The sequence below is a fragment of the Roseateles sp. genome (assembly GCF_036404855.1).
Lineage (GTDB): Bacteria > Pseudomonadota > Gammaproteobacteria > Burkholderiales > Burkholderiaceae_C > Pelomonas.
Genome location: NZ_DASWYS010000300.1, coordinates 1 through 20,283, shown reverse-complemented (window position 1 = coordinate 20,283; position 20,283 = coordinate 1). Strand labels below are relative to the sequence as shown.

General features: G+C 68.3%; 20 protein-coding genes. 9 read left to right on the top strand and 11 right to left on the bottom strand.

The genetic code is table 11. The features are described from left to right. The first annotated feature begins 2 nt into the window (after positions 1-2). Both VGF12_RS19840 and sugE read left to right on the top strand, forming a co-directional pair. Entirely contained in the window at positions 3-1,271 is a 1,269-nt protein-coding gene (locus VGF12_RS19840; protein ID WP_331177778.1) for a glycoside hydrolase family 10 protein, read from the top strand. A 208-nt stretch (positions 1,272-1,479) separates the two neighbouring features. Then, a complete protein-coding gene (gene sugE / locus VGF12_RS19835; RefSeq protein ID WP_331177777.1) occupies positions 1,480-1,794 on the top strand; it encodes a quaternary ammonium compound efflux SMR transporter SugE in 315 nt (104 codons plus the stop codon). A 7-nt stretch (positions 1,795-1,801) separates the two neighbouring features. On the opposite strand, the gene VGF12_RS19830 is transcribed toward sugE, so the two are convergent. Then, a complete protein-coding gene (locus VGF12_RS19830) occupies positions 1,802-2,185 on the bottom strand; it encodes a DUF779 domain-containing protein (protein ID WP_331177776.1) in 384 nt (127 codons plus the stop codon). Positions 2,186-2,263: 78 nt separating this feature from the next. Beyond that, positions 2,264-3,787: an aldehyde dehydrogenase family protein gene (locus VGF12_RS19825; protein WP_331177775.1), complete on the bottom strand. Its 1,524-nt coding sequence runs from the start codon at positions 3,785-3,787 to the stop codon at positions 2,264-2,266. A 353-nt stretch (positions 3,788-4,140) separates the two neighbouring features. Between VGF12_RS19825 and VGF12_RS19820 the strand changes: the two genes are divergently transcribed. Together VGF12_RS19820 and VGF12_RS19815 are read left to right on the top strand one after the other, a co-directional pair. Further along, a complete protein-coding gene (locus VGF12_RS19820) occupies positions 4,141-5,889 on the top strand; it encodes a PQQ-dependent methanol/ethanol family dehydrogenase (protein WP_331177774.1) in 1,749 nt (582 codons plus the stop codon). 66 nt (positions 5,890-5,955) lie between these two features. After that, positions 5,956-6,261 (top strand): high-potential iron-sulfur protein, encoded by a 306-nt coding sequence (locus VGF12_RS19815; RefSeq protein WP_331177773.1) that lies wholly within the window; start codon positions 5,956-5,958, stop codon positions 6,259-6,261. Between the two features lie 371 nt (positions 6,262-6,632). On the opposite strand, the gene VGF12_RS19810 is transcribed toward VGF12_RS19815, so the two are convergent. The 9 genes from VGF12_RS19810 to VGF12_RS19770 all read right to left on the bottom strand — a co-directional run bounded on the left by VGF12_RS19810 (position 6,633) and on the right by VGF12_RS19770 (position 15,115). Beyond that, on the bottom strand, positions 6,633-7,577 hold the full coding sequence (locus VGF12_RS19810; protein WP_331177772.1) for an endonuclease/exonuclease/phosphatase family protein: 945 nt from the start codon (positions 7,575-7,577) through the stop codon (positions 6,633-6,635). A gap of 324 nt (positions 7,578-7,901) precedes the next feature. Next, on the bottom strand, positions 7,902-8,546 hold the full coding sequence (locus VGF12_RS19805; protein WP_331177771.1) for a response regulator transcription factor: 645 nt from the start codon (positions 8,544-8,546) through the stop codon (positions 7,902-7,904). Continuing rightward, on the bottom strand, positions 8,543-9,403 hold the full coding sequence (locus tag VGF12_RS19800; RefSeq protein ID WP_331177770.1) for a sensor histidine kinase: 861 nt from the start codon (positions 9,401-9,403) through the stop codon (positions 8,543-8,545). The genes VGF12_RS19805 and VGF12_RS19800 overlap by 4 nt, the downstream gene beginning before the upstream one ends. Continuing rightward, positions 9,400-10,110: a hypothetical protein gene (locus VGF12_RS19795; protein WP_331177769.1), complete on the bottom strand. Its 711-nt coding sequence runs from the start codon at positions 10,108-10,110 to the stop codon at positions 9,400-9,402. Before VGF12_RS19795 ends, VGF12_RS19800 begins: the two co-directional genes overlap by 4 nt. 2 nt (positions 10,111-10,112) lie before the next feature. Continuing rightward, entirely contained in the window at positions 10,113-10,604 is a 492-nt protein-coding gene (locus VGF12_RS19790; protein ID WP_331177768.1) for a hypothetical protein, read from the bottom strand. Then, positions 10,601-11,212: a hypothetical protein gene (locus VGF12_RS19785; protein ID WP_331177767.1), complete on the bottom strand. Its 612-nt coding sequence runs from the start codon at positions 11,210-11,212 to the stop codon at positions 10,601-10,603. The genes VGF12_RS19790 and VGF12_RS19785 overlap by 4 nt, the downstream gene beginning before the upstream one ends. A 1-nt stretch (position 11,213) precedes the next feature. Further along, positions 11,214-11,876 carry a hypothetical protein gene (locus tag VGF12_RS19780; RefSeq protein ID WP_331177766.1) on the bottom strand — a complete coding sequence of 221 codons (663 nt, stop codon included), beginning with the start codon at positions 11,874-11,876 and terminating at the stop codon, positions 11,214-11,216. Further along, a complete protein-coding gene (pqqB, locus tag VGF12_RS19775) occupies positions 11,873-12,808 on the bottom strand; it encodes a pyrroloquinoline quinone biosynthesis protein PqqB (protein ID WP_331177765.1) in 936 nt (311 codons plus the stop codon). The genes VGF12_RS19780 and pqqB overlap by 4 nt, the downstream gene beginning before the upstream one ends. 219 nt (positions 12,809-13,027) lie before the next feature. Beyond that, positions 13,028-15,115, bottom strand: a complete 2,088-nt coding sequence (locus VGF12_RS19770; RefSeq protein WP_331177764.1) for a sigma-54-dependent Fis family transcriptional regulator — start codon at positions 15,113-15,115, stop codon at positions 13,028-13,030. 239 nt (positions 15,116-15,354) lie between these two features. Here VGF12_RS19770 and pedF point away from each other — a divergent pair, with 239 nt between their 5' ends. The 5 genes from pedF to VGF12_RS19745 all read left to right on the top strand — a co-directional run. Beyond that, complete coding sequence (pedF, locus tag VGF12_RS19765) at positions 15,355-15,831, top strand: cytochrome c-550 PedF (protein ID WP_414710151.1); 477 nt, start codon at positions 15,355-15,357, stop codon at positions 15,829-15,831. Beyond that, the gene (locus VGF12_RS19760; RefSeq protein WP_331177763.1) at positions 15,828-16,649 is read left to right on the top strand and encodes a transporter substrate-binding domain-containing protein; all 822 of its coding nucleotides are present in this window, start codon (positions 15,828-15,830) and stop codon (positions 16,647-16,649) included. The genes pedF and VGF12_RS19760 overlap by 4 nt, the downstream gene beginning before the upstream one ends. A 33-nt stretch (positions 16,650-16,682) precedes the next feature. Beyond that, the gene (locus tag VGF12_RS19755) at positions 16,683-18,803 is read left to right on the top strand and encodes a TonB-dependent receptor (protein WP_331177762.1); all 2,121 of its coding nucleotides are present in this window, start codon (positions 16,683-16,685) and stop codon (positions 18,801-18,803) included. 11 nt (positions 18,804-18,814) lie between these two features. After that, positions 18,815-19,756, top strand: a complete 942-nt coding sequence (locus tag VGF12_RS19750) for a beta-propeller fold lactonase family protein (protein ID WP_331177761.1) — start codon at positions 18,815-18,817, stop codon at positions 19,754-19,756. A gap of 129 nt (positions 19,757-19,885) precedes the next feature. Further along, on the top strand, positions 19,886-20,283 hold a 398-nt coding region (locus tag VGF12_RS19745; RefSeq protein ID WP_331177760.1), incomplete at its 3' end, for a TonB-dependent receptor plug domain-containing protein.

The window sequence follows — 20,283 nt, the reverse complement described above, 5'->3', positions numbered from 1 at the left end:
CCATGAAACGTCGTCACATCCTCAGCCTCGCCTCAGCCCCCCTGCTTGCCGCCTGCGCGACGCCGCCTGCGCCAACCGTGCCGCCCGGCGAAGCCGCGCTGAACGCTGCGCCACCCGCGCCCTCGGCGTCCGCAGTCTCCGCGCTGCCCCCGCCACCGCCACGCGAATGGCGGGCCGCCTGGATCGCCACCGTCGCCAACATCGACTGGCCCAGCAAGCCGGGCCTGAGCGCCGAAACGCAGCAGGCCGAAATCCGGTCGCTGTGCGACACCGCCGTGAGCATCGGTCTGAACGCGCTGATCCTGCAGGTGCGCACCAGCAACGACGCGCTGTACGAGTCCAAGCTGGAGCCGTGGAGCGAGTACCTGACGGGCACCCAGGGCCAGCACCCCGGCTACGACCCGCTGGCCGTCTGGCTGACCGAGTGCCGCAAGCGCGGCCTGGAGCTGCACGCCTGGTTCAACCCTTACCGCTCGCGGCACAGCACCGCCAAGTCGCCGCTCGCCGACAGCCATGTCAGCCGCACCCACCCCGACTGGGTGAAGCAGTATGGCGACCAGCTGTGGATGGACCCTGGCGAGCCGCAGGCCGCCGAGCACACGCTGGCCGTCGTGCGCGACCTGCTGAGCCGCTACGCCGTCGATGGCGTGCACATCGACGACTACTTCTATCCCTATCCCATCCAGGACCCGGCCACCAAGCAAGAGATCGACTTCCCCGACGAGCCGAGCTGGCAGAAATATCTGGCCAAGGGGGGCTCTCTGGGCCGTCACGACTGGCGCCGCTACAACGTCAACACGCTGGTGCAGCGCCTGTACGCGCTGGCCCACGAGGTTCGGCCCGGCACGCGCGTGGGCGTCAGCCCGTTCGGCATGCCCAAGCCCGCCGTGCGCCCGCCCGGCATCAGCGGCTTCAGCCAGTACGACAAGCTCTACGCCGACGTGGAGCTGTGGCTGCGCGAGGGCTGGATGGACTATCTCGCGCCCCAGCTCTACTGGCCGCGCGCGCAGACGGCTCAGGCCTTCGAGCCGCTGCTGCAGGCCTGGCGCGCGCAGAACCCGCTGGGCCGTCCCATCCATGTCGGCCTGTTCACGAGCCGCATCAACGACACCGACAGGAGCTGGCAGCCTGATGAGGTGCTGGCCCAGATCGACATCGTCCGGCGCGTCTCGCCCGGCAGTGGCCACATCCACTTCAGCATGGCCGCGCTGGCGCAGAACCGAAAGGGCATCGCCGACGCTCTGCGTACGCAGAGCTACACCGTGCGCTGAACGGAACCGCAGTACCGCAACGAGGGAGCGCCAGCCCCTGTTGCGGCGCAACCACCCATGAGATCGCAGGGCTTGCGTGCCCGCAGTGCAGCCTCTGCCTACACTGCACCGCGCTTCGATCGAAGCATCCGGCCTGGACGACCTCGCCGGCTCTCCACCTCCCGGGACGACCCGAACGCATCGCGCTCAACGCGCCAGGAGATGGTTGATGGCATGGCTGGTTCTGATCGTTGCCGGCTTGTTCGAAGTCGGCTGGGCCATTGGCCTCAAGTACACCGAGGGCTTCTCTCGTCCCTGGCCCACGGCGGGCACCGTGGCCGCCATGGTCATCAGCGTGGGCCTGCTGGGCTTGGCCATGCGCACCTTGCCGGTGGGCACGGCCTACGCGGTGTGGACAGGCATTGGCGCCGTGGGCACCGTGGTGCTGGGCATGGTGTTGTTCCACGAGCCGGCCACCGTGGCGCGCCTCACCTGCGTGGGGCTCATCCTCGCCGGCATCGTGGGCCTGAAACTGACGGCCTGAAGCGCCTTCAGGCCGCGCAGGCCGTGATCGGCTCGAGCAGCGGCACTTCCTCGTCGTTCCAGAGCCGGAAGTGGGCCACGAAATGCTGTCCCGAGCCGTCCTCCAGGCCGAAGCTGCCGCTGTTGCCCGGCGCCACGTCCAGCGTCATCTGCAGGCCGGCCAGGTAGTCGCACTGCGCTTCGCTGGCATAGACCGGCACGCCTTCCACGCGGCCCAGCAGGCGATCGCCGGCGCTCGGCTTCAGCTCCTGCACGGTGAAGCACATTGGCGCGCTGCCGGCGCAGCAGCCGTGCGACTGGTAGAACAGCAGCTCGCCGTGCTGGCCCTGCAACTGCCGGATCAGCCCGCGAGCGGCCTCGCTGGCCTGCACGCGGGGAAGGGATGCGGTCATGGGGTGCTCCACGCAGGAAGGGGCGGCCGAAGCCGCCCCAGGTCTGTCGATCACAGGCGTCCTGTACGGACCCCGGGATCAGAAGAAGCCCAGTGCGTTCGGGCTGTAGCTGACCAGCAGATTCTTGGTCTGCTGGTAGTGGTCGAGCATGGCCTTGTGGGTCTCGCGGCCGATGCCGGATTCCTTGTAGCCACCGAAGGCCGCATGCGCCGGGTAGGCGTGGTAGCAATTGGTCCACACGCGGCCGGCCTGGATGCCACGACCCAGGCGGTAGGCACGACTGCCGTCGCGGCTCCACACACCGGCGCCCAGGCCGTAGGGCGTGTCGTTGGCGATGGCCAGTGCCTCGGCCTCGTCCTTGAAGGTGGTCACCGCCAGCACCGGGCCGAAAATCTCCTCGCGGAAGATGCGCATGTTGTTGTTGCCCTGGAAGAGGGTCGGCTGGATGTAGTAGCCGCCAGCCAGGTCACCGCCCAGCTGCGCGCGGTCGCCGCCGATCAGCACCTTGGCCCCTTCCTCCTTGCCCAGCGCGAGGTAGGTCTGGATCTTGTCCATCTGGATGGACGAGGCCTGTGCGCCCATCATGGTGTCGGTGTCCAGCGGATTGCCCTGCTTGATGGCCGCAACGCGCTTGATGGCGCGCTCCATGAACTTGTCGTAGATGCTCTCCTGGATCAGCGCGCGGCTGGGGCAGGTGCAGACCTCGCCCTGGTTGAACGCGAACAGCACCAAGCCTTCGATGGCCTTGTCCAGGAAGGCGTCGTCCTGGTTCATCACATCCTCGAAGAAGATGTTTGGGCTCTTGCCGCCCAGCTCCAGCGTGGCCGGAATCAGGTTGGTGGCTGCCGCCTGCGCAATGACGCGGCCGGTGGCCGTGGAACCCGTGAAGGCGATCTTGGCAATGCGCTTGCTGCTGGCCAGAGGCATGCCGGCCTCACGGCCGAAACCGTTGACGACGTTCAGCACGCCCGGGGGCAGGAGGTCAGCGATCAGGTCCACCAGGATCAGCAGGCTGATCGGCGTGCTCTCGGCGGGCTTGAGCACGACGACGTTTCCGGCGCCCAGCGCGGGAGCCAGCTTCCAGGCCGCCATCAAGATGGGGAAGTTCCACGGAATGATCTGGCCAACGACGCCCAGCGGCTCGTGGAAGTGGTACGCGATGGTGTTGTGATCGATCTCGCTGAGCGCGCCTTCCTGCGCCCGCACACAGCCGGCGAAGTAGCGGAAGTGGTCCACGCACAGCGGGATGTCGGCATTCAGCGTCTCGCGGATGGGCTTGCCGTTGTCCACGGTCTCGGCATAGGCCAGCAGCTCCAGGTTAGCCTCGACGCGGTCGGCGATCTTCAGCAGGATGTTGGCACGCTCGGCGGCCGGCACGGCAGCCCACTTGGCGGCAGCGGCGTGTGCGGCGTCCAGCGCCTTCTCGATGTCGGCGGCGGTGGAGCGCGCGGCCTGGGTGTAGACCTTGCCGTTGATGGGTGAGACCACGTCGAAGTACTGGCCATCGACGGGCGGCACGAACTTGCCACCGATGAAGTTGTCGTAGCGAGGCTTGTAGGCGATCTTGGCGCCGGGGGCGCCGGGGGCGGCATAGACGGTCATGGCTGTCTCCTGTGCGGATGGGTTGAGGCCCGCTGAACAACGCAGAACCCGTGCCAGCTCGCCGGAGCGAGCCAGAGTCCTGTCGCGACGGCCGCGGCCCAGGGAAACCACCCGCCGACTGTTGCAGGCTGGAGCAGTCAGGCCCAGGACGGGACAACCGGCCGCGAAGGCGCGCCGCCAGGGGATCCCGCGACTGTCACGCCGGGACCTCACACACCGACACGTCGGCGCGACTGCTCCATCCCGCCGCGAAATCAGCCGATTTGCGACTGGCATGGAGCTTGCGCTGTACCTGGCCATCCGCGCCGCATTTGCACGACCGCGGACCCCCAATCAACACAGGAGACAACACCATGCAACTCAAGCCCCTCGCAGCCCTGATGTCCTTGGGCCTCGGCCTGGTGGCCGCCGGCGGCGCGACCGCCGCCGTGACCGAGCAGATGATCCAGGCCTCGGCCAAGTCCGGTCAGGAGGTCTTGTCCTGGGGCCTGGGCACCGAGGGCCAGCGCCACTCGCCGCTCAAGCAGATCAACACCGCCAACGCCGCCAAGCTGGTGCCCGCCTGGGCCTTCTCCTTCGGCGGCGAGAAGCAGCGCGGCCAGGAGTCGCAACCGGTCATCCACAACGGCAAGATGTTCGTGACCGCGTCCTACTCGCGCATCTTCGCGCTCGACGCCGCCACCGGTGCCAAGCTCTGGAAGTACGAGCACCGCCTGCCCGAGGGCATCATGCCCTGCTGCGACGTCGTCAACCGCGGCGCGGCGCTGTACGACAACCTCGTCATCTTCGCCACGCTGGACGCCCAGCTCGTCGCGCTGGACCAGAACACCGGGGACGTCGTCTGGAAAGAGAAGATCGACGACTACGCGGCCGGCTACTCGGCCACGGCCGCGCCCATCATCGCCGGTGGCCTGTTGCTGACCGGCGTGTCCGGTGGCGAGTTCGGCGTGGTGGGCCGCGTCGAGGCGCGTGACCCCAAGACCGGCAAGATGGTCTGGATGCGCCCGACGGTGGAAGGCCACATGGGCTACACCTGGGACAAGAGCGGCAAGAAGACCGAGAACGGCGTCTCGGGCACGCAGGGCAAGAGCTGGCCGGGCGACCTGTGGAAGACCGGCGGCGCGGCCACCTGGCTGGGCGGCACCTACGACGCCAAGACCGGCCTGGCGTACTTCGGCACCGGCAACCCGGCGCCCTGGAACAGCCACCTGCGCCAGGGCGACAACCTGTTCTCCTGCTCCACCGTAGCCATCGACGTGAAGACCGGCCAGATCAAGTGGCACTACCAGGGCACGCCCAACGACGGCTGGGACTTCGACGGCGTCAACGAGTTCATCACCTTCGACATGGACGGCAAGCGCATGGGCGCCAAGGCCGACCGCAACGGCTACTTCTACGTGCTGGACGCAAACAACGGCCAGCTCGCCAACGCCTTCCCCTTCGTCAAGAAGATCACCTGGGCCTCCGGCATCGACCTGAAGACCGGTCGCCCGAACTTCGTGCCCGAGAACCGTCCCGGCGACCCGACCGCCGGCGCCGATGGCAAGAAGGGCAACTCGGTGTTCTCAGCACCTTCCTTCCTGGGCGGCAAGAACCAGATGCCGATGGCCTACAGCCCGGACACCAAGCTCTTCTACGTGCCCGCCAACGAATGGGGCATGGAGATCTGGAACGAACCCATCGCCTACAAGAAGGGTGCGGCCTACCTGGGTGCAGGCTTCACGATCAAGACACTGAACGAGGACTACATCGGCGCCATGCGCGCGGTAGATCCCAAGACCGGCAAGATCGTCTGGGAGGTTAAGAACGGCGCGCCGCTGTGGGGCGGCGTGCTGACCACCGCGGGCAACCTGGTGTTCTGGGGCACGCCGGAAGGCTGGCTCAAGGCTGCCGACGCCAAGACGGGCAAGGTGGTCTGGCAGTTCCAGACCGGCTCGGGCGTCGTCGCGCCGCCCGTGTCGTGGATGCAGAACGGCGAGCAGTACATCAGCGTGGTCTCCGGCTGGGGCGGTGCCGTGCCGCTGTGGGGCGGCGACGTCGCGAAGAAAGTGAACTACCTGGAGCAGGGCGGCATGGTCTGGGTCTTCAAGCTCGCCAAGTAAGCCGCTCTTCCTTCGCCCCGCAGGAGCCGGCCCGTGGGCCGGCTCCGCTCATGTCCCGAGGTTTCCATGCATCCCACCCGCCGTATCTTCATGCTGCAGGCCACGACGGCCTGCCTGGCCTGCCCGGCCCTTGCTCAGACCAACGCTGTCGACGAAGCCAGCGAAACCGCCGTGGCCCTCGGCTACAAGCACGACACCTCCAAGGTCGATCCCGCCAAGTGGCCCAAGCACCAAGCCAGCCAGCACTGCGCCAACTGCCAGTTCTGGCAAGCCAAGCCCACCGATGCGTGGAGCGGCTGCGCGATGTTCGGGCGCAAGGCGCAAGTCGCGAAGAACGGCTGGTGCAACGCGTGGGTGAAGATGCCGGGCTGAAAGGCCCGGCTCCGGAGTGACGGCGATGGCAGGGGCGCGGGTCGCGGCGACCGCCTTCTGCGCTGGAGCGCTCCGCACCCGACGCACACCCTCAGCTGCACGTACGCCATCAACGCGGCGAACTGCCTTGCGGGCAGAGCCTATCCACCCGCAGCGGGCCCGCGCCCGGGACGCACAGGGGTCTCAAGCCATCGCTAGAAATCCGGGTGGATCGACCGCCCGCCTTGCGTTGGCCTCAGCAAGACAATGGCGAACAAGTGCCGTCGCCCGTCGAAGAACTCTCTGTCGCAGTTCGCGACGTGCAGCCGCCGGTCTGCAGACGCGTCGGATCGGCCGCCAAAGGTATGTGGAGAGCCGGCCGCTTGATGGGCTCAGTCCAGGCTCACCCGGACGACCACAGGCAGGTGGTCGGACGGGAATCGGGCGTCGACCGAATCGGTCAGCGCCGCGTAACGCTGCACACGCCACTCAGGACTGAGCAGCACATAGTCGATCCGGTCCAACAGCGGCGCGTCGAGCTTGAAGCCATTGAAGGTGCCCAATGGGCCATAGGGCGGAGTCCGGCTCTGCGTACGAGCGTCGCGCAAGCCCGTGAGCAGTATCTGCACAGGCTCGGAATCTGGCGTGGCGTTGAGGTCGCCCAGCAGCATTGCCGGGGTTTCGCCTGCGATTTCGCGCATCTTGCGCAGCATCAAGCGGGCGGACTCCCGCCGCGCCACCACGCCTTCGTGGTCAAAGTGCACCGCAAAGGCGACGAAAACCCGATCACTGGCCAAGTCGCGCAACCTTGCCCAGGTAGCCAGGCGATTGCAGCAGCGCGCATCCCAGCCCTTGCCGGGCACGTCGGGCGTGGGGCTGAGCCAGAAGTCACCGCTGGCCAGCAGTGCGAAGCGCTCGGTGCGGAAAAAGATGGCCGCGTGTTCGCCACCGCGCTTTCCATCATCGCGACCAACGCCGACACGGGCCAGGCCTGGCATGGCGGCAAGATCTTCGATCTGCTCGATCAGCCCCTCCTGCGTTCCAAGCAGATCGATCTCGTGATAGCGAATCAGGGCACGCACGGCGTCACGCCGGTGTGGCCAGGCGTTCGGGCCATCGCTCGCCAGATTGAGACGCAGGTTATAGGTCGCGGCATTGAAGGTCTGGGCCTGCACGGCCAGGCCCAGACCCAGCGTCAGGACGGCCAACCACCTGATGGCCGCGAGGCGGCGCACCGGGCGGGCGTGATTCACGATCCGCCCAAGTGCCTGCTTTGCCTCGGTCGCGAATCGGTCGGCAAATACGAGTCTTGCGGGCGACCAGCCGTGTTCGTTCATGATTCGAGCCCTCCGACGGTCACCTCTCGAGGCGCAGCGCCTGCCTTGGTTGTGAGGGTACGGGCATGTCCACACTGGCAACCAGCCTACCCGATTGTGGACATCGGCGGCCGACGGGGGCTGGCCGGGAGCCTCCGCTGGAGCTTGGCGGCAAGGTCGAGCTATGGCCTTCCGGGCGCGATGCGCTGGCACGTCCGCGGCTCAGGCGATCTGCAAGGCAGCCGTGGCCCGACCCCGACCAGGCCTCTACGGCGCCCGCACGCCAATGCAACGACTCTGGCAGCTGTGCGCAAGCACCCCGCCGGACTCAGGAAAGTACCGCCGTCAGCTGCTGAACTGGGCGTCGATCAGACCTCTTCTCAGCGCCAGGTGCGCCATCGCAGCAGCGCTGGCCAGTCCCAGCTTGTCGCGGATCTGAGTCTGCAGGTTGGACACGGTCTTGGGGCTGAGGTGCAGGGTACCGGCGCAATCTGCCGGCGTCAGGCCCTGAGCCAGCAGGCGGAAGACCTCGAACTCGCGGTCGCTCAGGGACTGCAGGCCATCCAAGTCACCCAGCGGGGTGGGCTGCAGCCAATGCGCCGGCAGCGCGCCGCAGAGATAGCGCCGCTCCGTCATCACGCAGGCCACGGCATCCAGCAGTTCCTCCGGCGCGCTGCTCTTGCTGACATAACCTCGTGCGCCCATCGCGAACGAGCGCCTCACCATGGCCTCGCCCTCGTGCATGCTGAACACCAGTACGCGCGCACGGGCGTCTCGCTCCAACAGATGGCGCAGCAACTCCATGCCGCCGCGGCCAGGCAGGCCCAAGTCGGTGATGGTCAGCTCTGGCTGGTGCTCGCGGTGCAGGTCCAGCGCCTCGTCCACCGTACCGGCCTGGGCGACGACGCGGTACGCGCCGCCCAGCTCCAGCAGGCGCTGATAGCCGGCGCGCACCACCGGATGGTCATCCACCAGCAGTAGGCGCGTCATGCGGGGCCTCGCCGCAACGGCAGCCACAGCTCCACCTGCGTACCCTTGCCCGGCGAGCTGTGTACGCGCAGCTCGCCACCCAGCACCGCAGCGCGCTCGCGGGCACCCAGCAGGCCCAGGCCGCCAGTGTCGGCATCGGCATCGAAGCCCAGGCCGTCGTCTCGCACGCTCAAGCGCACGCCATCGGGTGAGTCATCCAGCCGCACATCCACCGCCGTCGCATGCGCATGGCGCAGCGCGTTGGAAAGTGCCTCTTGCGCGACGCGGTAGAGGGCCATATCCACCTCCTCGCCAAAGCTGCCGTGCTCGTCGGCACCAGTGCCGAAGCGGCAGCTCGGCCAGGCGCGCTGGGCGCACAGCTCGCGCAACGCGGCGCACAGGCCGAGCGTGTCGAGATCGGCCGGACGTAGCTGGCGCAACAACCGGTGCACGCCGATCTGCAGGCTGTGCGCACTGGATGCGGCGCGGCGCACGGCGTCCTGGGCCTGGGCCAACTCGGTGCAGCGCGCAGCCACGGCGGCCTCGAGCCGGATCGCCGCGCAATGCTGTGCCAGCTCGTCGTGCAGCTCGCGCGCCAGCGCCAGGCGCTCGCGCTCCTGCACGGCAATCAGCTGCCGGGCCAGCTCGCGGTTGTGCTGCAGCAGCCGGGAGGCCTCGCGATGGCGGCGCCATGCCTGCCAGGCCAGGCCAAGCGCCATCACGGTGAGCGCCAGCGGCAGCTCATCGACCTGCCAGTGCTCATAGCGCTCCAGCAGGCCGCTGAGCCCCTCCTGCCACTGCCAGGCGCTGCCCAGCGCGTAAGCCGCGAACGTGGCCACGCCCACCCAGAGCAGGTCGCGGCGCACGTCAGATCTCATTGCCAAGCCTCCAGCTCCAACGTGCGCGTGCCCCCCACCAGCATGGGCGACGTGGATGGCTCGCTGCGTTCCATCTTCACGAGGCCCACGCCGCGGCAGTACCACTCCACACTGGTCAGCGGCTGGTCCTTGAATCCGCTGATGGGATCGACGAAGACCCGCACGGTCGCGCTGCCCCGCACCCGCAGGCAGGGCGAGAAGCTGCCGGCCGGGGTGCGCACCTCGTCGGCCACGGCCTCGATCTGGTAGGTCATGGGGATGTTGGGATGGCTGTGCTTGAGCTCGCGCGGGTACTCGTGCGTGCGCATCAGCAAGTAGGTGGTCGTGGATGCCTGCCACTGCGTGCCGACCGCGAACGGCGCCTTCAGCACGAAACGGCCCGGCGAGTCGGCCACTGGGTCGGCCTGCATGTCACTCTTGCTGGCCACGCGCACGATTCCCGTGTCGTCGGCGCGCAGCCAGTAGCTGATGCCGCTGTCGCTGCGACGCACCCAGGCGGTCTTGTCGTCCAGCACCAGCGTCTCGCGTCCCAAGGTGCGCAGCGTCAGGCTTTCGCGCTCGGAGGCGTCGGGGCCGCTGCGCGTGGTGACCACATAAGTCCAGCGGTGGCCGGCCTGCAGCGGGAACCAGGCTTCGTTGTCGGCCCCCGGCGAGCGGCCGCAGCCCGCCAGGGCGACGAAGAGCAACGGGAGAGAGCAGCGGCGCATGATCACTTCTCCGGCAGCTGCGGCAGCGGCATGTCGCGCAGCTTGACTTGCTGCTCGTCGCTGCCCGGGCGTAACCAGGCAAGGCCCTTGCGCGGCTTGGCCTCGGCCGTGCCGAGTTGGCTGATCCCGTTGCGGACCTTCTTCATGCCCTCGTTCAACAGGCCATGCAGGTCCTTGCTGTAGGGCAACTGGAAGGCCCGTGGCTGGGCGGCGGGCCTGCCCTCCTCCACCGCGTTGACCCAAACGTAGAGCGCGCCTTCGCGCTTCGGGCTGGGCTCTTCGATGACCGCGGCCAGCAGCACGAAGCGCTCGGGCAGCGGGTCTCCGCTGGGCCAGCCCCACAACGTGTGGATGGCGGCTTCGGCGTAGAAGTAGAAGCAGCTAACGCCGACCACCAACAGGCCGCGCAGCCAGGCTGGCCAGCGGGATTGCAACAGGGCCAGGGTACACAGCAGCAGCAGTGCGGCGAAGCTCAGGATGATGGGCAGGGTCATGGTCTTTGCATCAGGCTCTTGGGCAGGGTGTTGACGTTGACGACGCTGCCGTCGGGCAGCAGCGTGAAGCGCACGGCGGTGGCCTCATCGCCCTGGCGGGCGAGCTTGACGGTGCCGTGGAAGACGACGTCGGCGCGGGGGTTGACCTTGATGACAGACACGGTCACCGGCACCGGCTGGCCGTCATGGGACTGGTAGTACTGGGCGTTGACGACGTGCTCGCCGGGCACGATGCCGCGGATCGTCACCACTTCCTGGCGAAAGGGACTCTGGATCTTCTGACCGTTGATGATGGTGGAGGCGTTGCCCTCGCCGCGGTCGTCGCGGTCCAGGTACATCAACCCCGCCTCGCGCTGGCGGAACCAGACCAGGTTTCCACCGGGGTCCTGCACCCAGGTGTCGATGTCATCTGGGCTGTTGTCAGGCCAGGACACATTGATCAGGTACTCGGCCTTCGACGGCACATCACCGGCCTTGGTCGCGCGCGGGTTCATCGCCAGCAGCGCGACGATGAAGCAAAAGACGAAGCCGATCAGCAGGTTGAACAGCATGTCATAGAAGGGATCGACCTCCGCTTCCCGTGAGCCCCGGCGGCGCGTGCGGGCCATGTCAGTCGGCTCCGTGCGCTGCGAGTGAGGCTCGCTGGATGTCGGCCACGAGTGCATCGGCGAAGCGGTCGAGCCTCGTGAGCTGCAGGCCGAGCAGGATGTTGCCCACCAGGCCCACCATCGTCGTCAGCAGCGCCACGCCCAGGCCGGCCGTCAGGCTGCGCAACAGATCCTGCGACTGCGCCGGGTCGAAGCTCTGCATCTTGCCGATGGTCAGCGCCAACATCGAGAAGCCGATGACCTTGCCCAGCAGCCCCAGCTTGAGCTGGATGCCGTTGACCCACCAGGCCGTGCCGTGCGGGCCGTGGCTGTGCTCCAGCAGCAGCTCCGCGGCGGTGTCGGCGTCATGGGCAAGCGCGGCCCGGTAGTCGCCAGCCCAGCTGGTCTCGCCGTCACGGACCTGCTGCGGTTGGGTCAGCAACAGGCGTTGGCGCTGCAGCTCACGCGAACGCTGGCCACACCACAGCGTGGAACACAGGAAGACCACGATGATGACCAGCGTCAGGCCCGTGGGGTCGGCGCCCAGCAGCAAAGCCCAGACGCCCTTTAGGCCCAGCAGCCAGGTGCAGAAGGCCAGGCCGCCGCACAGCGTCAGCCACTCCAGCCACAGCGGCTCGAAGGGGCGGCTGTGGGAAGTGGAGCGGTTGAGAGAGGGAGCGTTCAAAGTTCGATCTCCATGCCGTCGTGCGCCACCTCGATGCCCTGCTCCGCCAGTTCTCGGCGCTGGGGACCACGGCGGTCGAGGATGGGGTTGCTGTGGTGGATGTGGGTGAGGACCTTGCGCCGCGCGCCGCTGGCGCGCAGCGCATCGATCATTCCGGGGCGCTCGCCGTGGCGACTCTGCGGCAGATGGCCCTTGTCGCTGGCGCTCAGGGCGCCCAGGCCGGCGTCGCGCAGGCCCAGCTCGGTCCAGAACGTGCCGTCGACGACGACGCAGTCCGCCTCGCGCATGCAGGCCAGCTCGGCCGCGCCGACGCCGGCCAGCGCCGGCGAGAGGAACAGGCGCCTGCCGCTGCGCAGGTCTTGCACCTGCAGAGCGATGCATTCGCCAGCCGCCTCGCTGCGCAGCCGCGCATGCCGCGGCGCCTGAGCCGGCACGGCAATGGCAGCGAAGCTCAGCGCCGGGAAGTCCGGGATCTCGAAAGCCGCGCTGCGCGTGTCACCGGCAATGGGCAGCATGCGCCAGCGCACGCGGCAGTAGCTCTCCAGCACGTTCAGGAGTGGCAGCTCAGCCGTCAGGTCCTCGAACACCAGCGGCGTCGCATAGACCTCCAGCTCGCGGCTCTCGCGCAGGCTCAGCAGGCCCGCGACATGGTGCAGCCGAGAGTCCAGCAGCACGACTGCGCGGATGGGCATATCACCCGGCCGGCCGGGCTGAAGCTCGGGGGTGGCGCGGATCTGCTGCGGCAGATCGGGCGAGGCGTTGATGAGCAGCCAACCCTCGCCGGGCCGGCCGTCCTGCGAGATGGCGATGGAACTCTGCGTGCGCGCGCTCGCATCGAGCTCGCCGCGCCGCCAGGCGCTGCATTGGCCGCAGTGGCAGTTCCACAGCGGGAAGCCGCCGCCCGCGCCGGAGCCAAGCACACGGAGCTTCATGGGCAGCCCCACAACGAAAGACGGAACATGGGAGCAGGAAGTCAGGTCGATGCATCAACCTGTGCAAGACGCGTGCCTTGCGCAATGCCATGTGCAATCAGGGCTTTTGCTCCAGATCGGCACAGGTCCAGGGCCTGGTGCCCCCGGGAAAGTCCCGGGCCTGCGCTGAGGCTCCGGAGCAACGATCAACAGGAAGCAGAGACGGCGGTCCCCGGGAAGTCACTCGCCCGTGGGAGTGTTCCAGCGCAGCTTGCGGTAGATGGTGTTGCGGCTGATGCCCAATTGCTTGGAGGCCAGCGAGATGTTGCCTCCCACCGCGTCCAGGGTGGCTCGGATCATGTCGATCTCGGCCTGCTCCAGCGTGCGTGCCATCGCCGGCTCGGCCGTCGCGAAGGCGGGCTGCGGCACCGGCGGTATTGAAGGAGCCTCGCCGGCCGACCAGACTGGAGCATGCGCATGTGCGGGAGCAGGCGCGGACGGGAGGATCGGCATCACGCCGCCGACGATGCGCTGGATGTCCTCGAGGAAATCGTCGGACAGGTGCGCCGTCGTGACCAGCCGCTCGCCAGCCGACATCACGGCCGCCGTGCGGAGCACGTTGGCCAGCTGGCGGATGTTGCCCGGCCATTGATAGCGGCGGAACATGCCCAGCACCTGTGAGCTGAGTTCGGGCGTGTCCTGCGGTCGCTCGGCCTGCAGGATGCGGCGCACGATGGCCTCCAGGTCGCTGCGCTCGCGCAATGCCGGCAAGCGCAGCGCCAGACCGTTGAGGCGGTAGTAGAGGTCCTCGCGGAAAGTCTGTTGTTCGATCATCTCGCGCAGGTTGCGGTGGGTGGCGCCGATGACGGCGATGTCCACTGCAATGGACTTGGTGCTGCCCAGCGGCGTCACGCTGCGCTCCTGCAGCGCGCGCAGCAGGCGGGCCTGCAGGGCCAGGGGCATGTCGCCGATCTCGTCCAGGAACAGCGTGCCGCCATTGGCCTGCACCAGCCGCCCCGGTGCGCCCTTGCGGCGCGCGCCGGTGAAGGCGCCCTCCTCGTAGCCGAACAGCTCGGCCTCGATGAGGCTCTCGGGGATGGAGGCGCAGTTCACCGCCACGAAGGGCTGACGCGAGCGGTTGGAGTCGTGATGCACCGCGCGGGCCAGCAACTCCTTGCCGGTGCCGGTCTCGCCCAGGATGAGCAGCGGGATGCCGCGGTCCAGCACGCGGCGCACCTTCTGGATGACGGCCTCCAGATGGGCGTCGCCGGTGCGCAGGTACTGCAGCCCGGAAAAGCGCTGCGCACCACCGGCTTCCGCGGACGGCGCGGTGTGGGCGGGCATGGCGGCATCGACGGCCGCAACGGAGGGCGCGGATTCGCGCACCTCGGCCACTTCCACGTCGGCCGTGTGCAGGCCTGCCACCACCGGCCGCGACGGCCAGTCGAAGCGCGCGCTCACAAACAGGCTCTGACCGGTCGGCAGGCACAGCTGCATGGGCGGCGACAGCGGCATGCGGAAATGGTCGTAGACGGCCGCTGGCGTCGTGCCCAGCAGGCTGGAGAGGCTGCGAGAGCGCAGCTCGGCGCCGCTCATGCCGAGCTGGTCCAGCGCGGCGCGGTTGGCGCCCAGCAGCCGGCCCTCGGGCGAAACGACGAGGATGCCCTCGAGCAGCGTGCCGATGAACTCGGGCCGGCTGTGGAAGTGCAGGCGCAGGCGGCTGTTGTAGTCGTCCGAAAGCCAGTGGTTCTCGATCATCCGCGCCGACATGCGCACCAAGCCCATGGTGTGCTGGTGGTAGCCGCGGTGGTCGCCGGTCACGTCCAGCACCCCCAGCATGTTGCCGCGCGGGTCGAAGATGGGTGAGGCCGAGCAGGTCAGGAAGTTGTTGGCGTGCATGAAGTGCTCGCCGCCATGGACCAGCGTGGCCGTCTCCTCGAACAGCGCCGTGCCGATGGCATTTGTTCCCTTGGAATGCTCCGCCCAGTTTTCCCCCGGCGCCAGCGCCACGCGGTGGGCGCGCGCCAGAAAACCGTCGTCGCCCACGGCATGCAGGATGGTCCCTTGGGCATCGGTCAGCACGATCATGCTTTCGGTGTTGACGATCTGCTCGTAGAGCAGCTGCATCACCGGCGCGGCATGGGTGTACAGGCGTTGATTGCGCTCCCGTGCGACGTTGAGGTCGCTCCGGATCAGCGGGTCAAAACCGCTCTTTTCGTGGCGTTTCAGGCCCAGGGCTTCGCTGCGCTGGTGGCTGCGCTCAATGAAGGCCTGACGCGGTGGCGCAAGCGGCGCTGGTCCTGCCGGCGCTGGAGTTTCGAGGGGCATAGAGGCGTCCTTTGCCTGCCTCCACAGGCTTGTCTCCGAGATTGCGCAGTCGATGCCGCGCTCGTTTCGTGTCTGGCGGGCATCGTGTCCCAAAGCGATTCGCCTGTCCATCGACGCGGGAACGCCCGACCCTCGACATTGTGTCAAGTTGGAGCAACTCGGTGCTGGCATGTGGCTTGCAGAAAGCCTGGCGAGCCCTCGCAGGCCATTCAGACCTCGACAACGACGGAGACAGCTTCATGAAACTCAACCAACCCCTCGTCATCGGCGGCATCTTGTGCCTGGCCGCGGCCGCGGCGGCCATGCAGGCCTGGGCACACGGGGACGTCACCCCCCAAGCCGTGGATACATCCAGCCTGCCGCAACTCGGCGAAGGGTGGCGCGCCGAGAACCCCTACCGCGCCAATGACGCCGCCATCAAGATCGGCTCCTCGGCCTACAACCAGAACTGCGCCCGCTGCCACGGTCTGGAGGCCATCTCCGGCGGCATCGCGCCTGACCTGCGAAAGCTGGACAACGACTGCGCCACGCTGAAGGATGAGGCCAAGAAGGCAGCCTGCGTTAAGGAGAACGACGACTACTTCCTGAACACCGTGCGCCATGGCCGCAGCCGCAACGGCGCCGTCTACATGCCTCCATTCGAAGGCGTGTTCACGCAGGAAGCGATCTGGGCCGTCAAGTCTTACCTCGAGGCGCACCGGGAGAAGCCGCTGTGAAGCGCCGGGCTCTCCTCGGCTGGGGCCTGGCCGCGGCCGCCTGGGGCGGCGGGGCGCGTGCCGCCACGCTGGCCCAGGTCCGCGAGCGCGGCCGTCTCATCGTCGGTCTCTACGAGGACATGCCGCCCTTCAACGTCAAGGGCAAGGGCATCGACGTCGAGCTGGGCCAGGCGCTGGCGGAAGCCATTGGCGTCAAATTCTCACCGTTGCCGTTCAATGCGGACGAGAACATGGCCGACGACCTGCGCAACATGGTCTGGAAAGGCCACTACCTCGGTTACGGCCCCGCCGACGTGCTGATGCATGTCCCGGTGGACCGCCCGCTGATCGAGGCCACGCCACAGGCGCGCATCTTCGGCCCCTACTACCGGGAGCGCGTGATGCTGGCGCGCCGCGTCGACGAACTGCCCGTGCTGGACAACCTGTCACAGCTCGGATCGCGCAAGGTGGCCGTGCCCGGCCAGACGCTGGCCGGCTGGCTGATGATCGGCGCGGATGGCGGCGCCTATCGCGAGCAACTGCTGACGCAGTGGAAAGACGGCTGCGAGGCCGCCCGCGCGCTGCAACGCGGCGAGGTGGCCGCGGCGGCGGGCCTGGCGTCGGAACTTGAGGCCGTGCTGGCGGGCGACGCTGCCTATCGCATCGAGCCGCTGCCATCGCCGCGTGCGCCCCGCGAAGGCTGGGCCGCCGGCATGGCCGTGAAGCGCGATGCGACCGGCCTCGCCGAGGCGCTGCAAGAGGCGCTGAACGGCCTGGCGCAGTCCGGCCGCGTGGGCGAGATCTTTGCCAAGTACAAGGTGGTCTGGCGTCCGGCCTGAACGGCCGCGACCAGACCCCATCGGAGACCTTTCATGAGACAGCAGTTCGCGCCCGTCGCGCGACGTACGGCCCTCGCGCTGGCTGCCGCCAGCGCCGCAGTGGCCCTCGCCGACCCCGCGCCCGTCAAGCTGGAGCCCGTCGTCATCACCGCCACGCGCAGCGAGGCGGCGGGCTTCGACCTGCCCGCATCCATCGACCGCCTGGACGGCGATGCGCTGCGCGCCGGGCGCGCCCAGGTCAACCTCTCCGAGGGGCTGGGTGGCGTTCCTGGCCTGCTGGCGCGCGACCGCCAGAATTACGCGCAAGACGTGCAGATCTCCGTGCGCGGCTTTGGCGCCCGCGCCAGCTTCGGCATCCGCGGCGTGCGCGTCTACGTGGACGACATTCCCGCCACGCTGCCCGACGGCCAGGGCCAGATCACCAACGTCGAAATCGGCACGGTGGGCCGCGTGGAGGTACTGCGCGGGCCGTTCTCGGCGCTGTACGGCAACTCGTCGGGTGGCGTCATCAGCATCTATTCCGAGACCCCCGTCGGCCCGCCCAGGCTGGACGCCAGCATCTCGTTCGGCAGCGACGGCCTGCGCCGCCTGGCCGCCTCCAGCAGCGGCAAGGCGGGCGGCTTCGCCTACACGCTGGGCGCCAGCCGCTTCGAGACCGATGGCTACCGCCAGCACAGCCAGACCGAACGTCGCCTGGGCAATGCGCGGCTGAGCTGGAAGCTCGGCAGCGACACGCAGCTGACCCTGGTCGCCAACAACGTCGAGCTGCCCGAGGCCCAGGACCCACTGGGCCTGACCCGTGTGCAATGGCAGGCCGATCCGCGCGGCGTCGACCCGTCTGCGCTGAGCTTCAACACGCGCAAGACGATGAAGCAGGCCCAGGGTGGTCTGGTGCTGGAACACGGCATCGACGACGCCAACAGCCTGCGCGTGATGGTCTATCAGGGCCACCGCACGACGACGCAGTTCCAGTCCATCCCCGTGGCTACACAAGCCGCGGCGCTTCACCCCGGCGGCGTCATCGACCTGTCGCGCGACTACGAGGGTGCTGACATCCGGTGGCGCTGGAAAGGCGCCACGGGCAGCCTCGTCGCCGGCATCGCGGCCGACGAGCTGCGCGAGCACCGCGTGGGCTACCAGAACTTCATCGGCTCCACGCTGGGCGTGCAGGGTGCACTGCGCCGCGACGAGACCAATCGCGTCAGCAATGCCGACCCGTATCTGCAGGCCCAGTGGCAACCGACACCGAGTTGGCTGATCAGCGCCGGCGTGCGCCGCAGCAAGGTGGACTTCCGCTCCGCCGACGCCTACATCACCCGGACCAACCCCGACGACAGCGGCAGCGCGAGCTACGCTGCCACACTGCCCGTACTGGGCCTGAGCTACGCGGTGGACGAACGCCTGCGCGCCTACGTCACCGCCGGCCGCGGCTTCGAGACGCCCACCTTGAACGAGCTGGCTTACCGGGCCAGCGGCGGCACGGGGCTGAACTTCGCATTGCAGGCATCGCTCAGCCGCAGCGTCGAGGTGGGTCTCAAGACCAGGCCGTGGGATGGCACCGAATTCACACTGGCGCTGTTCCAGACCGGCACGACGAACGAGATCGTTACGCAGACCAACGTGGGTGGGCGCGCCACCTACCAGAATGCCGGCGCCACGCGCCGCCGCGGCCTGGAAGCCTCGGGATCGTTGCAGATCTCGCCCACGCTGCAGGCACAGCTCGCAGCGACCTGGCTGGACGCGCGCTACCGCGACAGCTTCCTGACCTGCACGGCCACGCCCTGCGCCGCGGCCAACCAGCAGGTGAATGCCACCAACCGCATCCCTGGCATCGCGCGCACGGCCGTCTACGGCGCGCTGACCTGGCAGCCCATTGGTGGCTGGCGGCTGGGTGCCGAGGCGCGGTCGCTGAGCAAGGTCTACGTGAACGACCTGAACAGCGACGCCGCGCCCGGCTTCGCCACCCTGGCGGCCTATGCGGGCTACCAGCTCAGCCTCGGAGCCTGGGATGTCGGCGCGCTGCTGCGCGTGGACAACTTGGCCAACCGTCGCTACGCCGGCTCCGTCATCGTGAACGACGGCAACAGCCGCTTCTTCGAGCCGGCACCGGGCCGCAGCTGGCTGGCCAGCGCCAACGTCAGCTACCGCTTCTGAGGACCTTCACCATGCACCGACTGCTGCCCTCGCTCACCCTGCTCGTCGCCGCCATCGCCTCGGCCCACGCCGGCCCGCTGGCCTATGTCTCCAACGAGGGATCGGGCACGCTGAGCGTCATCGACACCGAGACCGACGCCGTGCTTTACGAGCTGCCGGCCGGTGCGAAGCCGCGCGGCGCCGTCGTCAGCCCCGACGGCCGTCGCGCCTATGTGAGCGACCAGCCCGGCAATCGCCTTGTCGTTGTCGATCTCGCCGCGCGCCGCCTGGCCGGCGAGATTCCGCTGGGCGAGTCGCCGGAAGGGCTGGGCCAGTCGCCAGACGGGCGCTGGGTCACGGCCGCGGTCGAGGAGGCCAACGAGGTGGTCTTCGTCGACACGCGCACGATGGCGAGGAGCTTCGCCGTCAAGGTGCGCGGCAAGAACCCCGAGCACGCGGTGTTCAGCCCGGACGGCCGCTGGGTGCTGGTCAGCGCCGAGGAGGGCGGTGCCGTGGACGTCATCGACGTCGAGAAGCGCAGCCAGGTCGCGCAGATCCCGGTGGGCACACGGCCGCGCGGCATCGGCTTCTCGCCGGATGGGCGCCGCGCTTTCGTCGCCGCCGAGATGTCCAGCGAGATCTACGTCATCAACACACAGACCTTCACGGTGTCCAACAAGCTCAAGGCTGGCGCCAAGAGCAACGGCATCAGCGTGCATCCCGACGGCAAGCGCGTCTTCATCTCCAACGGCGGCGACGCCAGCGTGTCTGTGCTGGATGTGGAGCGCATGGCCCTGGTGGCCACCATCCCCGTCGGCCAGCGACCCTGGAACATGGCCCTCACGCCCGATGGACGCAAGCTCTATGTGGCCTGCGGGCGCTCGGGCGCGGTGTCGGTCATCGACACCGAGACGCAGCAGCGCGTGGCTGACGTGGCAGTGGGCAAGCTGCCCTGGGGCGTGGTGATCCGCTGAGTGCTCCAGCGTGGCGCATGACGCGGTAGTTCCTCGGGGGCTGTGACGGGAAATCTTCCCGAGCTCTGCGCGCCCTCGCTCCAAAGAATCACTTGCCGCACCGCATCGATTCTTAGAACGGAGACCCACATGCCCCGCCACCCCCTGCGCCCGCACCGAATCGCGTTCGCCAGCGCTGCGGCGCTGGCTTGCCTCGTTTCGACGACCACCCTCGCCCAGGTCCAACTGGCGCGCGTCGAAGTCGTCGGCGTGTCGCCCGTTCCTGGCGTGGATGTACCGCGCGACGCCATCCCCGCGAACGTGCAGACCGCACGTGCCGCGGACATCGAACGCAGCCAGGCCCTGGACCTGAGCGCCTTCATGAACCGCCGCTTGGGCAGCGTCCATCTCAACGAGGTGCAGGGCAATCCCCTGCAGCCCGACCTGAACTTCCGCGGCTATACGGCTTCTCCCCTGCTGGGCACCCAGCAGGGCCTGTCGCTGTACCTCGATGGCGTGCGGCTCAACCAACCCTTCGGCGACGTGGT